We start from the raw sequence: 13,801 nt of genomic DNA on the forward strand, positions 1-13,801 counted from the left end.
CAGCGGGGTGGGCACCGTCGTACGTGAGCTTGGCCAGCTGCCGGTGGCGGTGAGGTTGAGGTCCGGGCCGGCGGAGCCAAGCTGGTGGCTGATGATTTTTTCAGCTCCGCCCGAGCGGCCGACGAGGGTCTCCCTCGTCGGCCGCCCAGCCGTTCACGAATGGCCGTGGCGTGACTGCTGGAAGGGGAGACCGGTGACACCGTCGATGCAGCGCTTGATTATGTGCGCGCTGCTGCGGCGGGGTCGCCACCGGATGTGGAGTCTGAGGAGTTGGAGGAACTTGAGGACCAGCTGTCAGAACTGGCCGACGAGGTCGAGCTTCAAGACCTGTGGCAGCTCTTTGTCGCGCTGAGTGACTCTGTCGGAGTACCGGCGGAGGACGTCACGGTGGACTTCACGCGGACGATCATGTCGGCCTGCTACGACGTCATCCGTGACTGTGAGGACTTGCCGGAACTCCCGCTGGGAACCGCGGAACCTGTCGTCCTCGACGTCGAGCGTGCGAACCCCAACTGCATGCGTGCGATCGAGTATCAGAAGCAACTCGTCCGCACTGCGGCGCAGGATTAGGTGGACGCCGACACGGGATGCTGCGGTGGGTCGGAGCCCTGGCCGACCGCCGGCACGTCGGATCGCTAGGTGTGCTTGTTGATGAACGCCGATCAGTTCGAGGGCGTTGCTTCCCTCCAGCAGGCGGCCCTGTTCGCCGCCGCATGTGCGGAGCGGGCCTGCGGGGTGCTCTTCTGGGCGGTGTCCGAGGATGATCGGCGCGATGACCTGGACCGCTACCACGAGGCGTTGGAATTGTTGTGGCGCCGCTTTCGAGCGACGTCGCGCGGTACTCGTCGACCCGATCCGGTCTCGAGGGGATGCGCGAGATGCGCTTCGGGGACGAGCCTGAGGGGTCTGCTGCTCATGCTCTCTACGCAGCGGTTGTCCTCCACTCGGCGTCGGGGATGCTTGCAAGGCGATCGCTTGACGGTCTGGCGGAGTGCTCCGCGGCGGCGCGGAACGGTGCCTTCAGGATCGGGGCCCGGACCGGGCATCACCTCGTGCTCGACTTGGAGGAGCGTTGTCAGGCGGAGGACGTCGAGCGTCTGCTCGACGGGGGAAGTGCAGACGAGCTTCGGGAGTCCGCCCGACGCCGCGGGCGTGAGCGGCTGCGCCTGCTGTACGAACACTATCGGCGGTGACGTCGGCCCGTGCGGCCGATGGTTCGGCCGGCGGGATGTCCTAACCGGGATCAACCACGTTTGGAGGACAGCGTGCTGCTGTGGGATTACGAGATGAAGCCCTTGCGGGATGAGCTTCCGACCATCCCGCCTGCGCGGAGGCTTGCTGTGGCCGTGTCGGTGCTGGACTGGACGCTTCAGGCTGCGGGCGAGATCGAGGACGCGGAGGTCCGGAGCTACCTGGCGGAGGGGCTGAGGATCGGCCATGAATCGGTCCGGGCCGGCTGTGACGAGATGATCCTCCCCGAGGACATGCTCGATGCGTACGAAGACGTCTACGACAGTTCGGACGAGCCCGGTACGGCGCACCTGATGTCGGCGATCCTGGCCTGTGTCGACGCGCCCGAGGGCCTGACCGGCGAGGTTCTCCACGGCGTTCTCTCCTCCTGCTATGAGGGCCTTCTCGACCGGGAGGGGCTGCCGATCTGGACCGTCGAGGCGGAGCGGGAGAACGCCAGATGCCTCGAAACCATCGCGTACCAGAAGAGGATCGTTGGCGAAGCGCTGGGACGCTGAGAGCGTCACGAGATGGTCGTCCCACCAGGCCGCCGTCATCCGTCACGAGCGCGCCCGCGCGTTCCTCCTCCAGCAGGGGCTGCCCCGGCGGTCGCTGCTGTTCGAGGCGGCCGAGCCGACGGGTCGTACGCAGATCCGGAGCGGTCAGGTCTGCGTGCTGCTGGGCAGCTTTGACGAGGGCGAGCAGTTCTTCCTCGACGTCGAGCGTGGGCAGGTTCTGTTCGGCGCGGAAGGCTTCGACGACGCCCACCCGGTCAACGCCACCATCGAGATGTTCGCCCAGTGCCTGCTGGTGTCGGAGCGTGCGTACCCCTACTACTCGTCTGCCGAGGAGCCTTCGGCCTTCGTGTCGGTCGCGGGGCGACTGGAGGCGCTGTTCGCCGCGGTCGACCCGGCGACCTACGGGCTGGTGGGCTCGTTCTGGAAGACCTTCGTCCACGACGTGTCCGTCGGTGACTTCGCGATCGAAGACGTCGATTGGTGGAGCCCCTGACCGGGCCGGTCGTGCGGGAGTAGCTACTGCTCCCGCTACCTGAACTCGGTCAGGAGTCCTGGCACGTCATGGGCGAGCCGCAGCGCGGCGAGCCCGGTCTCCGGCCGCACCAGCGCGCCGGCCGGGACCCACGCCTCCTGCCCGCACAGCAGGATTTCCACCAGTTCCGCCGCCGGGGACTCCGCCAGCCAGTACCAGGTGCGGTCGTGAAGCAGCGAAACGGTGCTGAACTCGTCGTGCAGCGAAACGATCAGCACGTCTTCGTCGCCGTCATCGTAGCCGAACACCGGCTCGTGGTCCGGGACGTACAGGCCGGGCAACTCTTCGAGCGTGATGACGCGGGATGCCGCGTACGGCAGGTACGTCTCCATCTCGTAGCGCACGCCACCGAGGGTAGGGCCAGGTCGCCGGAGGCCGTCCGGTGTGGGCCGACAGGGGAAGCGGCGGCAGCCGAAGGCAGGTGCCGGCGGCCACACGGCGGACGAGGGCCGTGGTAGGTGCTCGGTGCCGGGGAGGCGACGGCGGCTTCGGACGATGGGCGCGCCGCCAGGGGGAGCGCCGCCCACCCGAACGGCCAGGTCACCGGCCGGATCGGCGGTGATCACCGATCCGTACGGGGAGTTGGCTGTGGGGCCGTCGGCGGTGTGTGCTGATGGGACGATCTGGCGCCGGACATTGGTCCGGTCGTCATGGCGAGTTTCCCGCCGCTCGGGACGGGGTAGGACCGGTTGCGCAGGCCATCGATGCGGCGATGACCATCGATGTTGCAGGTCGAGGGCGAGCACCTGTGGGAGCGTTTGCCGACGGGATCCCGTTACGCTGACACGCCGCCTCAGGACATTGACTCTCGTCACAATAGCCGAGCGGTTGAATCGCTTGTTACCTGCTCCGATGTCCGTTTAGCCTGAGCGCGCTCAAGGTGCAACGGGGGAGCTACGACATGCAACTTCAGATCCGGCTACTGGGCACAGTGGAGCTGAGCGTCGACGGCCGGATCGCCACACCCGGCCCGGCGAAACGGCGCGCGGTGCTCGCCGGGCTCGCCCTGGAGGCCAACCATCCCGTCTCGCTGGCCCGGCTGACCGGGATGGTGTGGACGGAGGAGCCGCCGGCGTCCGCGGTGGCCAATCTCCGGTCGCACGCCGCGGCCCTGCGCCGCGTGCTCGGCGACCGGCTGATCGCCCGTCCCAACGCGTACGAGCTGAGCCTGGGACCGGACGAGCTGGACATCACCGAGTTCCAGCGGCTGGCGGGGGAGGGGCGTGGCCTGCTGGCCGGCGGCGAGCCTGACGCTGCCGCCAACCCGCTACGCGCGGCCCTGGACTGCTGGCGTGGCGGCCAGGCCGGCGACGGCCTCCCCCGCGGGACCGCATTGGACAACCGCTGGGCGAGCCTCGACGAGCAGCGGCTCCAGGTTTTCGAGGAGCTGACCGAGGCGCGGCTGGCCGTCGGCGAGCACCGACCGCTGTTGTCGGAGGTCCGGCGGCACCTCGCGGCCCACCCGCTGCGCGAGCGGGCCTGGGGGCAGCTGATGCTGGCGCTCTACCGGTGCGGTGAGGTGCCCGCCGCGCTGGCCGCCTACCGGGACGCGCACGCCACCCTGCACGAGCAGCTCGGCATCGACCCGGGCGAGGACCTGGCCCGACTGCACCGGGCCGTGCTCGACCGGTCACCCGATCTGGCCCACGTCCCGCCGACCACCCCGGTCGTCGTCGCCGCGGCCGCCCCGGTCACTCCGGCGGTGGTCAGTGTCCCCCGCGAGCTGCCGGCCGACCTGGTCACCTTCGTCGGTCGTACGCCCGAGGTCGCGGACGTGGTCGCGGCCGTGACCGGCGCGACGCCGGCCGCCGTGGTGGTCAGCGGGCCGGCGGGCAGCGGCAAGACGGCTCTCGCGGTACGCGCGGCGCACGCGGTGGCCGCCGACTTCCCGGAGGGACAGGTCTTCGTCGACCTCGGCTATCGGCCGACGGTGACGCCCGACGAGGTGCTGGCCCGGGTGCTGCGCGCGCTCGGCGTCCCGGCCGCCGAGGTGCCGGCCAGCATCGACGAACGGGCCGGCTGGGTCCGGTCCCGGATTGCCGGGCACCGTCTCCTGCTGGTGGTCGACGGAGTCACCGGGGCCGAGCAGGTGCGGCCGCTGATCCCGGCCGGGCCCGGCCCGGCGCTGATCGTCGTCGGCCAGCGGCAGCTGCGCAGCCTCGACGGCGTTCGGCGGGTGGCCCTCGGCCCGGTCGGCGCGGTCGGGGCGCGGGCGCTGGTCGCCGCGTTCACCGGCGTAGACCGGTTGAAGGCGGAACCGGCCGCCACGGCCGAGCTGGTGCGGCTCTGCGCCGGCTCGGTGCTGGCGCTGCGGATCACCGGGTCGCGGCTGGCCAGTCGACCGGACCTGTCGGTGGCGGCGCTGGTCGACCAGTTGCGCGACCGCCGTGATCGGCTGGACCTGCTGGTCTACGAGGACCTGTCGGTGCGGGCGAGCCTGGCCCTCGGGGTCGCCGCGCTGCGCTCCGGCGACGAGCTGCTCGGTCGTCTGCTCAAGCTGCTCGGCGAGTCACCGGACGCGCCCGCGCTGCCCGAGCGGACGGCGGATCGGCTCGGCGTCTCCGCGCAGCGGGCGCGGCACGCGCTGGAGGACCTGGTCGACGCGCACCTGGCCCAGCGGACCGACCCGGGCGGCTACCGCCTGCCGGCGTTGGTCCGCGACTACGCGGCGGAGCTGGCCGGCCCGCCCGCGCTGCTCGCCGCGCACCCGTTGACCGGCTGGCGGGTCGACCCGGTCGCCGCCTGAGCACCGGTTGGCGATCAGGCGTGGTCGGCGCGGACGATCGCCACCGCGACCCGGCAGAACTCGTCCATGTCCGGGTTGAAGCCGGCCGCGATGTCGGGGTGCAGCCCGGAGCGGGTCTCGTCGAGCAGCCGCTGGCAGACCTGCTCGACGGGCTCGCCAGCGTAGCCGGCGCGGACCCGTTCGGTCGCCGCCTGGAGCGCCGAGGTCAGCTGATCCTCCAGCGGGCCACGCAGCTTCTGCTGCACGGGATCGAGCCCGCGTGGGTCGAGCGTGACATGTGGCTCCGACATCGGCGCTCCCTTCGTCGGCGTCCGCGGTACCCCGCCGCGGTCGTCGGTCAAACCACGTTCGGTACGGCGGCCACCCGCACCTGGTAGGAGAACTCCTCGGCCGGTTCCTCGGTGTACGACAGCCGGCGGATCTGCCGGTCGTCGTCGTAGAGGGCGACGTCCACCAGGACGCCGAGGTGGGCCAGGCCGATGGTGGCGACCCGCTTCTTGTCCTGGAGCACCGCGCACACCCCACCGAGCAGGGTGCTCGCGTCGGAGGTGCGGTGCCCGGGCGGACAGCGGAGAACCAGGTCCACCTCGATCGGCCCGGAGAGCGGGGTCCAGCCGGTACGCTGGGCCGCCGCGCAGGCCGCGTCGAGCAGGGCGCGGACCCTCGTCGCCTGCCGGTGCCCGGCGGCGAAGATGGACAGCGCCTCGGTCTTGACCGGTGGCAGGCCGCTCACCTCGAATGTCAGGGCGAGAGCGCGGGTGTCCTGCACGACGGCACCTCCTCGTTGCGGACGATCCTGCCCAACCGGTGGACCGGGGGAGGGAGTTCCCGCGAGAACCAACCGAACGGGCGGGTGGGGGTCGGCCGGAGGCGTATCGACGGCGACGGCGTACGCGCTGGCAGCGGAGCTATGAAAACGCTAATGCAACCGGCCGGCGCTGGGTAGCTCCGCCGCTCACTGGGTGGGACGCGGCGCGAAGGCGCAGAACTCGTTGCCCTCGGGGTCGGCCAGCACCCACCAGCTGATCGCGTCGTCCGGCTCACGCAGCAGGGTCGCGCCAGCCCGGATCAGCCCGGTCGGCTCGGGGTCGATCAGGTCGACGTCCCAGTGCATCCGGTTCTTGACCGTCTTGCGCTCCGGCACCGGGTTGAAGACCCACTCGTCCCACGGGAAGTTGGCCGCGCCGACCAGCGAGGCCGCGTCCCAGCCGGTCATCTCGACCGCACCGCCGAGCACGCCGGCCCACCACTGGGCCAGCCGCTGCGGCTCGACGGTGTCCACCACCAGCTCCATCGGCCCGGGCGAGGTGTCCGGTCGGGCGGCGAAGGCGCAGAACTCGTTGCCGTCCGGGTCGGCCAGTACCCACCACTCGATCTCGTCGTCGGGCTCCCGGACCACCCGAGCGCCGGCGGCGAGCAGCGCCGCGGGATCGTCGCCGGCGAGGCGCAGCTCCAGGTGGACGCGGGTCTTGACGGTACGCGGCTCGGGCACCCGGTTCACCCAGATCGACTCGGGGCCCACGCCGTCCGGGCCGGCGTCGACCCGGGTGTCCCCGTCACCGGTGTCGACGACGCTCCCGTCGAGCACCCGGGCCCAGAAGGCCCCGAGCTGGGCGGGGTCGGCCGCGTCGATGCAGAGGTCCTTGAAACGAGCGATCACCGGCACATCATGCCGCTTGAGTGCGACGTTCCGCTGGAGGCGGTGCGGCCGAGGCGCGGCCACCGGGGCACTCCGGTCTCGTCAGAGCCAGGTAGGAGCTGGCCGAGACGAGCAGCCCCACCCCCCACAGCGTGTAGGTGGCCAGCGCCACCACCAGGAACCAGTCCGGCGCGATCATCCCGGTCGCCACCGCGGTCCCGCCGCCGATGCCGAAGTAGCTGGTCAGACCCGCGCCGAGGAACAGCGCCGGACCGAGTACGCCGTGCACCAGACAACCGCGAGCGGGGGCGTCGACCGTATCCATCTCGCCTCTGTCATGGCCGCAGCCTCTCCCGTGCCGAAGCCGAGCGACTCCCCGCGAAGGGGGATTTGGCCTGTTCCGGTCTCCCTGGTGCGGGGAGCGCCGGCGAATCGCCCGTGCGAGCGGCAGGTGATCCAGCGCACGCCGCCGCCGCGTCATCCGGTCCCGTCGCGGGCAGGTTTCGCGACTTCGCAGGTCGGGCAGTGTTGGGACCACGAAACGTCCGGGGTCCGTCACTCGCCGGTCAGAGCCCGACCGTCTCGCCGTGCGCCGGGGCACGGTGACCTTCCCCGGCTGTTGGCCGATCAGAGGGGAGGGGTGATGAGCGACCCTGACGAGGCCGGACGTCGACGTCGACCGCGGGTGCGCGCGGTCGCGGCCGCCGCCGCGGTGGCGCTGGCGGCGCCCTTGGCGGGCTGCGGTTCCGGTGGGGACGGCGGCACGCCCACGATCAACCTGTACTACCCGCCGGAGCAGAACCTGCAGAAGGTGGTGGACAACTGCAACGCGCAGGCCGGCGGTCGCTACGAGATCGTCTACCGGGTGCTGCCGCGGCAGGCCGACGACCAGCGGGTGCAGATGGTCCGCCGACTGGCCGCCGAGGACAGTGGCATGGACGTGCTCGGTCTGGACGTGACCTGGACCCAGGAGTTCGCCAGCGCTGACTGGATCCGGGAGTGGACCGGGGCGGACAAGGCCGAGGTGGAGCAGGGCACCCTGGCCGGCCCGCTGGAGACCGCCCGCTACCAGGACAAGCTCTACGCGGCGCCGAAGAACACGAACGTGCAGCTGCTCTGGTACCGCAAGGACCTGGCACCGGACCCGCCGAAGACCTGGGACCAGATGATCGCCGCGGCGCAGGAGCTGAAGCGGCAGGGCAAGCCCTACCAGGTGCTCACCATGGGCGCGCAGTACGAGGGCCTGGTCGTCCTCTACAACACTCTGGCGGAGAGCGCCGGCGGCAAGATCCTCAGCGACGACGGCAAGAAGGCCCTGATGGACGAGGGCACGGTGAAGGCGCTCGACCAGTTGCAGAAGTTCGCCTCCTCCGGCGTGACGTCGCCGTCGTTCACCAACGCCACCGAGGACCCGGTCCGGTTGGAGTTCCAGTCCGGTAGCGGCGCCTTCCAGGTGAACTGGCCGTTCGTCTATCCGGCGATGCAGGAGGCCAACCCGGACCTGGCCAAGCAGGTCGGCTGGGCCCGGATCCCCGGCATCGACGAGAACACCCCGAGCAAGGTCACCATCGGCGGGGTGAACATGGCGGTCAGCGCCTACTCGAAGCACCCGGAGCTGTCCTTCGAGGCGGCGAAGTGCATCCGTAACGAGCAGAACCAGAAGTTCTCGGCGATCAACGACGGCGTGCCGCCGACGATCGAGTCGATCTACGCCGATCCGGAGATGGAGGAGGCGTACCCGATGAAGGAGACCATCCTCGAGGAGCTGAAGGAGCCGGCGGTGCGTCCGCTCACCCCGGCGTACCAGAGCATCTCCACGGTCATGTCGGCGATCCTGTCGCCGCCGTCGGGGATCCGCCCACAGCAGACCGCGGACGAGCTGCGCGGCGCCATCGCCGACGCGCTCCAGTCGAAGGGGGTGCTGCCGTGAGCCTGCCCGCCACGCCCACCGGCGCCGAGGCGACCGCCGCCGAGACCGCGACCGGCACCGGCCGGCACGCCGCCGTGCCCGCGCAGCGCAGCCGGCGCGGACGGCCGCCGCTGAGCGAGAACAAGAAGGCCGAGCGTCGGCTCGGTTGGCTGCTCTGCGCGCCGGCCGCGCTGGTCATGCTGGCGGTGACCGCGTACCCGATCATCTACTCGGTCTGGCTGTCGCTGCAGCGCTTCGACCTGCGCTTCCCCGACGAGCGCGAGTTCATCGGGTTGGAGAACTACGCCACCGTGCTGAGCAACGAGTTCTGGTGGACAGCTTTCGGGGTGACCGCGCTGATCACCGTGGTCACCGTCGCGGTCGAACTGGTGCTCGGCATGGGGCTGGCCCTGATCATGCACCGGACCCTGGTCGGGCGCGGCATCGTGCGGACCGCGGCGCTGATCCCGTACGGCATCGTCACGGTGGTCGCCGCGTTCTCCTGGCGGTACGCCTGGACGCCTGGCACCGGCTATCTGGCCAACGTGTTCAGCGACGGCGCCCCGCTCACCGAGCGGGCCAGCTCGCTGGCGATCATCATGCTGGCCGAGATCTGGAAGACCACCCCGTTCATGGCGCTGCTGCTGATGGCCGGGCTGGCGCTGGTACCGGAGGACCTGCTCAAGGCGGCCTCGACCGACGGGGCGACGTCCTGGCAGCGGTTCACCAAGGTGATGTTGCCGGTTATGAAGCCGGCGATCCTGGTCGCGCTGCTGTTCCGCATGCTCGACGCGTTCCGGGTGTTCGACAACATCTTCGTGCTGACCGCCGGCGCGAACGAGACGTCGTCGGTGTCGATGCTCGCCTACAACAACCTGATCCGGGGCCTGAACCTCGGCATCGGGTCGACCATGTCGGTGCTGATCTTCATCACCGTGGCGATCATCGCGTTCGTCTTCGTGAAGCTCTTCGGCACCGCTGCCCCCGGCAGCTCGGACGACGAGAGGCGTTGAGATGGCTACCGAAACCACCACCCGGGCGAGACTGCGGTGGGGCCTGCTGGACGTCATCGTGGTCGTCTTCGCGCTGGTCCCGGTGCTCTGGATCGCCTCGCTGTCGTTCAAGACCCCGGCCACCCTCACGGACGGGAAGTTCATCCCGCGGGAGTGGACGCTGGAGAACTACCGGACGATCTTCGACACCGACCAGTTCGTCCGGGCCCTGGTCAACTCGATCGGCATCGCCCTGATCGCCACCCTGATCGCGGTGGTGCTCGGCGCGATGGCCGCGTACGCGATCTCCCGGCTGGACTTCCCCGGCAAGAAGCTGCTGGTCGGCGTCTCGCTGCTGATCGCGATGTTCCCGCAGGTGTCGCTGGTGTCGCCGCTGTTCGAGATCGAGCGGCAGTTGGGGCTCTTCGACACCTGGCCGGGGCTGATCCTGCCGTACATCACCTTCGCCCTGCCGCTGGCGATCTACACGCTGTCGGCGTTCTTCAAGCAGATCCCGTGGGACCTGGAGAAGGCGGCGAAGATGGACGGCGCCACCCAGGGCCAGGCGTTCCGGCGGGTGATCGCGCCGCTGGCCGCGCCCGGCCTGTTCACCACGGCGATCCTGGTCTTCATCTTCTGCTGGAACGACTTCCTCTTCGCCATCTCGCTGACCTCCACCGAGCGGTCCCGCACGGTGCCGGTCGCGCTGTCGTTCTTCACCGGCGAGTCGCAGTTCGAGGACCCCACCGGGGCGATCTGCGCCGCCGCCGTGGTGATCACCATTCCGATCATCCTGTTCGTGCTCTTCTTCCAGCGCCGCATCGTCTCCGGCCTGACCTCCGGCGCAGTCAAGGGATAGGTGACAACAATGGCTGACATCGTGCTGGACAAGGTGAGCAAGCGGTTCCCGGACGGGACCGTCGCGGTGCAGGACGTCGACCTGGAGATCGCCGACGGCGAGTTCGTGATCCTGGTCGGCCCCTCCGGCTGCGGCAAGTCCACCACCCTCAACATGATCGCCGGGTTGGAGGACATCAGCTCCGGCGAGCTGCGCATCGGTGGCGACCGGGTGAACGACAAGGCGCCCCGGGACCGGGACATCGCCATGGTCTTCCAGTCGTACGCCCTGTATCCGAACATGACCGTGCGGGAGAACATGGCGTTCCCCCTGCGCCTGCAGAAGCTGGACCGGGAGACCATCAACGCCAAGGTCGACGAGGCGGCCAAGGTGCTGGAGCTGACCGCGCTGCTGGACCGCAAGCCGGCCAACCTCTCCGGCGGGCAGCGGCAGCGGGTGGCGATGGGCCGGGCGATCGTGCGGCAGCCGAAGGCCTTCCTGATGGACGAGCCGCTGTCCAACCTGGACGCCAAGTTGCGGGTGCAGATGCGCACGGTGGTGTCCCGGTTGCAAAAGCAGCTCGGCACCACCACCGTCTACGTCACGCACGACCAGACCGAGGCGATGACCCTGGGCGACCGGGTGGTCATCATGCGGGGCGGCGCGGTACAGCAGGTCGGCCCGCCGCAGGAGCTCTACGACCACCCCCGCAACCTCTTCGTGGCCGGGTTCATCGGTTCGCCGTCGATGAACTTCCTGCACGCCGCCGTCGAGGACGGCCGGCTGCGGACCGCGCTGGGTGACGTGCCCGTCGGCGACCGGCTCCGCCGCGAGCTGGAGGCCGCCGACGCCCCCCGGGAGCTGATCCTCGGCATCCGCCCGGAGCACTTCGAGGACGCCGAGCTGGTCGACGACGAGACTCGGCGGCGGGGCATGGAGTTCGAGGCGCCGGCGGAGATCGTCGAGTCGATGGGCTCGGACAAGTACGTCTACTTCACCGTGGAGGGGGAGCGGGCCAGCGCCGCCGAGCTGGAGGAGTTGGCCGCCGACGCGGGCGCGGCCGATCTGACCGGGGCGGGCGCCAACCTGGTGACCCGCCTGTCGGCGGAGTCCCCGGTGGCCGAGGGGCAGCACCGTCGGGTCTGGTTCAACCTGGAGAAGATCCACCTCTTCGACCCGGCCAACGGCCGCAACCTCACGCTGCACGAGGGTCGGGCCGCCGGCGCGCTCGCCGACTGAGAACCTCCACACGCGGGGCCGGCGGGGCACGAAGCCCCACCGGCCCCACGTGTTGCCCGCGGTCACGTGGAGGCGGGCCGGCGGCTCGACCCGGGTGGAGGTGGCCGAGCCTGATCGACTCCGGTTCGCCGATGTGGCGGTGTCCCGGCGGCGGGGTTACCGCGATATCGGCGAACCGGCGTGGATCATGAGATCGAGCCGGCGGGTCAGGCCGGCCAGTCGACCCGCAGCTTCAGGCCGAGGAATTCGGCGTAGCGGCCGAGGGCGCGCTCCACCCGGGGCCGGTCGATCGGCGCCAGCGGGCGCACCACGACGGTGACCCGATCACGCCCGATGCTGCGCTTCCAGGTGCCCACCACCCGGCCGTCGCGCACCACCGTGGCCTGGAAGACGCCGTTGCCGCCCGGCACGACCGCGTCCCGGTGCGCCGGGTCGAGCATGAGCCCGCGGTCCTTGTAGCCGAGCAGGTATTCGTCGAACCCGGGCAGCGTCAGCAGGTCGTCGACCGGCGCTCGGGGCGCGTCCAGCAGGGCGGCGTCGACCAGCATCTCGACCTCGTCGACCCGCACGGTGGCGAGAGCGTCGCCGGCCGCGGCCAGGCCCCGCCGTGCGTCGGTGAGGGTCAGCCCCGTCCAGCCGGCGAACTCGCGGGCGGTGACCGGGCCGTGCGAGCGCACATAGCGGTGCGCGAGAGTGGCGAGCGCGGCGTCACGCTCGGGCCGGTGCGGCTCGGGCGCCCACTCGTCGAGCAGCGCGAAGGTCTGCTCGGTGCCGACGGTCGGCGCCAGACAGGTCACCCCGCGCACACTCGCGTACCAGAGGAGGTGGTAGCCCCGCTGCCCGCTGGTGCCGATGCCGGCGGCCTCCAGGGTGGCCAGGCACTGGGCCCGGGTGAGCCGGCCCCCGCCGGTCAGCGCGCTGCCGAGCAGCTCCACCGCCCGCTCCGCGTCGGCGTCGCTGAGGCCGAGTTGCGCGCGGCGGGTGGCGGCGGCGCTCAGCGACCGTACGCCGGTGAGCGCCAGCATCCAGCCCGCGTCGCGGGGCGGGACGAGGTGCACGGTGCCCCGCATCGGCCAGGTGCGCAGCGCCTCCCGCCGTTCCAGCGCGGCCTGCACGTCGACCTGGGTGAGGGCGGGCAGCCGGGCGCCCAGTGACCAGAGCCCACTGGCCAGATCCTGGGCCTGCAGGGCGCCGAACCACTCGACCACCTCGGCCACCGTGCCCGGCGCGGCGGTGGGATGGGAGCGCAACAGCAGGCTGGTCATCCGCAGGGCGAGCGCCTCGCTCGCCGTGAGCTGCACGGGCATTGGCCGCCTTTCCCCGGGGGTGCCGTCAGCCTAGGCCCGCCCACCGACACCGCCCGGGGAGGCATATCGGCCTGGGGAGTGGGGATGCCGCGGCGGAATGCGCGCGTCGCGCGTGCGGAAGGGAGAGCCATGACTGCGTCCAGCGAACCGATGCGGGGCGGCGCGCCGGCCCGTTCCCGGGCCGATCGGGGCACCCCGGCCAAGACCAGTGCAGCTGCCACCTTTTCCCTGGTCTTCGGGGTGGCCGCCCTGGTGTGCACGCTGACGGCCATCCTGGCGTGGGCGGGGATCATCCTCGGCATCATCGGGATCATCGTCGGCATCTTCGGGCTCCGGATGGCCGCCCGGCCAGGCGTGACCGGGCGGGGGGTGACCATCGGGGGTCTCGTGCTCAGCGTCCTCGCGCTGATCCTCGGCCTGGTCTTCATCGCGGGGGTGGCCACGTTCCTCAACAACGAGGGGGCCGTGGACCGGTTGCAGCAGCAGGTCGACGACCTGCGCGGCCGGGTCACCTGATCCCTGGGGAAGTGCATGACGGGACCGGACGTCCCGGACGGGTGCGTGGGTGGCGGCGCCTATCTGTCGCCGCCCCGCAGCCCCTGATCGCGCTACGCCGGCCTGATCGCCGGCGGAGCGCGATCCCCCGTTCAGGTTCACCGACGCGGGGCGGCGGCAGGCTCCCACCGGCGCCGGTGCGATCAGGATCCCCGAGCGCCGGGCCTCCGGGACCGGCACCCATCGGAACTTGCGGAAATCTTGAGTAACAACAAGCAACTTCTTTGTGACGGAGAGCGACGTCGCGCGGCGTTTGTCGGGGCAGGTGACGGGTAGTCGCGGGAGCTGACCGAGTC

The 13,801-nt window shown here is 70.9% G+C and carries 15 protein-coding genes; 9 read left to right on the top strand and 6 right to left on the bottom strand.

The window, feature by feature from the left end; all coding sequences use genetic code 11:
- The first annotated feature begins 255 nt into the window (after nucleotides 1–255).
- From ACIP9D_RS19845 to ACIP9D_RS19855, 3 genes are all read left to right on the top strand, one after another.
- Complete coding sequence (locus tag ACIP9D_RS19845) at nucleotides 256–570, top strand: hypothetical protein (RefSeq protein WP_350872914.1); 315 nt, start codon at nucleotides 256–258, stop codon at nucleotides 568–570.
- 695 nt (nucleotides 571–1,265) lie between these two features.
- On the top strand, nucleotides 1,266–1,748 hold the full coding sequence (locus tag ACIP9D_RS19850; protein ID WP_350872915.1) for a hypothetical protein: 483 nt from the start codon (nucleotides 1,266–1,268) through the stop codon (nucleotides 1,746–1,748).
- A complete protein-coding gene (locus ACIP9D_RS19855; protein ID WP_350872916.1) occupies nucleotides 1,726–2,241 on the top strand; it encodes an SUKH-4 family immunity protein in 516 nt (171 codons plus the stop codon). The genes ACIP9D_RS19850 and ACIP9D_RS19855 overlap by 23 nt, the downstream gene beginning before the upstream one ends.
- A gap of 35 nt (nucleotides 2,242–2,276) precedes the next feature.
- Here the strand turns inward: ACIP9D_RS19855 and ACIP9D_RS19860 are convergent, their stop codons facing one another.
- Nucleotides 2,277–2,624: a hypothetical protein gene (locus ACIP9D_RS19860; RefSeq protein WP_350872917.1), complete on the bottom strand. Its 348-nt coding sequence runs from the start codon at nucleotides 2,622–2,624 to the stop codon at nucleotides 2,277–2,279.
- A gap of 557 nt (nucleotides 2,625–3,181) precedes the next feature.
- Between ACIP9D_RS19860 and ACIP9D_RS19865 the strand changes: the two genes are divergently transcribed.
- A complete protein-coding gene (locus ACIP9D_RS19865; RefSeq protein WP_350872918.1) occupies nucleotides 3,182–5,026 on the top strand; it encodes an AfsR/SARP family transcriptional regulator in 1,845 nt (614 codons plus the stop codon).
- 14 nt (nucleotides 5,027–5,040) lie between these two features.
- On the opposite strand, the gene ACIP9D_RS19870 is transcribed toward ACIP9D_RS19865, so the two are convergent.
- The 4 genes from ACIP9D_RS19870 to ACIP9D_RS19885 all read right to left on the bottom strand — a co-directional run bounded on the left by ACIP9D_RS19870 (nucleotide 5,041) and on the right by ACIP9D_RS19885 (nucleotide 6,990).
- Nucleotides 5,041–5,316 (bottom strand): hypothetical protein, encoded by a 276-nt coding sequence (locus ACIP9D_RS19870; RefSeq protein ID WP_350872919.1) that lies wholly within the window; start codon nucleotides 5,314–5,316, stop codon nucleotides 5,041–5,043.
- A gap of 47 nt (nucleotides 5,317–5,363) precedes the next feature.
- Complete coding sequence (locus ACIP9D_RS19875; RefSeq protein WP_350872920.1) at nucleotides 5,364–5,795, bottom strand: hypothetical protein; 432 nt, start codon at nucleotides 5,793–5,795, stop codon at nucleotides 5,364–5,366.
- A gap of 186 nt (nucleotides 5,796–5,981) precedes the next feature.
- Nucleotides 5,982–6,686, bottom strand: a complete 705-nt coding sequence (locus ACIP9D_RS19880) for a VOC family protein (RefSeq protein ID WP_350872921.1) — start codon at nucleotides 6,684–6,686, stop codon at nucleotides 5,982–5,984.
- 7 nt (nucleotides 6,687–6,693) lie between these two features.
- The gene (locus tag ACIP9D_RS19885; protein WP_350872922.1) at nucleotides 6,694–6,990 is read right to left on the bottom strand and encodes a hypothetical protein; all 297 of its coding nucleotides are present in this window, start codon (nucleotides 6,988–6,990) and stop codon (nucleotides 6,694–6,696) included.
- A 318-nt stretch (nucleotides 6,991–7,308) separates the two neighbouring features.
- Here ACIP9D_RS19885 and ACIP9D_RS19890 point away from each other — a divergent pair, with 318 nt between their 5' ends.
- The 4 genes from ACIP9D_RS19890 to ACIP9D_RS19905 are packed head-to-tail and all read left to right on the top strand — an operon-like array spanning nucleotide 7,309 to nucleotide 11,643.
- Nucleotides 7,309–8,595 carry an ABC transporter substrate-binding protein gene (locus ACIP9D_RS19890; RefSeq protein ID WP_350872923.1) on the top strand — a complete coding sequence of 429 codons (1,287 nt, stop codon included), beginning with the start codon at nucleotides 7,309–7,311 and terminating at the stop codon, nucleotides 8,593–8,595.
- Nucleotides 8,592–9,587, top strand: a complete 996-nt coding sequence (locus ACIP9D_RS19895) for a sugar ABC transporter permease (RefSeq protein WP_350872924.1) — start codon at nucleotides 8,592–8,594, stop codon at nucleotides 9,585–9,587. The genes ACIP9D_RS19890 and ACIP9D_RS19895 overlap by 4 nt, the downstream gene beginning before the upstream one ends.
- A gap of 1 nt (nucleotide 9,588) precedes the next feature.
- A complete protein-coding gene (locus tag ACIP9D_RS19900; RefSeq protein WP_350872925.1) occupies nucleotides 9,589–10,425 on the top strand; it encodes a carbohydrate ABC transporter permease in 837 nt (278 codons plus the stop codon).
- Between the two features lie 9 nt (nucleotides 10,426–10,434).
- Nucleotides 10,435–11,643 (top strand): sn-glycerol-3-phosphate ABC transporter ATP-binding protein UgpC, encoded by a 1,209-nt coding sequence (locus ACIP9D_RS19905; RefSeq protein ID WP_350872926.1) that lies wholly within the window; start codon nucleotides 10,435–10,437, stop codon nucleotides 11,641–11,643.
- A 206-nt stretch (nucleotides 11,644–11,849) separates the two neighbouring features.
- Here ACIP9D_RS19905 and ACIP9D_RS19910 read toward each other — a convergent pair whose 3' ends face one another.
- Nucleotides 11,850–12,950 (bottom strand): winged helix DNA-binding domain-containing protein, encoded by a 1,101-nt coding sequence (locus tag ACIP9D_RS19910; RefSeq protein WP_350872927.1) that lies wholly within the window; start codon nucleotides 12,948–12,950, stop codon nucleotides 11,850–11,852.
- Between the two features lie 129 nt (nucleotides 12,951–13,079).
- On the opposite strand from ACIP9D_RS19910, the gene ACIP9D_RS19915 reads away from it, so the two are divergent.
- Nucleotides 13,080–13,466 carry a hypothetical protein gene (locus ACIP9D_RS19915; protein ID WP_350872928.1) on the top strand — a complete coding sequence of 129 codons (387 nt, stop codon included), beginning with the start codon at nucleotides 13,080–13,082 and terminating at the stop codon, nucleotides 13,464–13,466.
- Nucleotides 13,467–13,801 lie beyond the last annotated feature (335 nt).

The organism is Micromonospora sp. NPDC093243, from assembly GCF_044753725.1.
Classification (GTDB): domain Bacteria; phylum Actinomycetota; class Actinomycetes; order Mycobacteriales; family Micromonosporaceae; genus Micromonospora.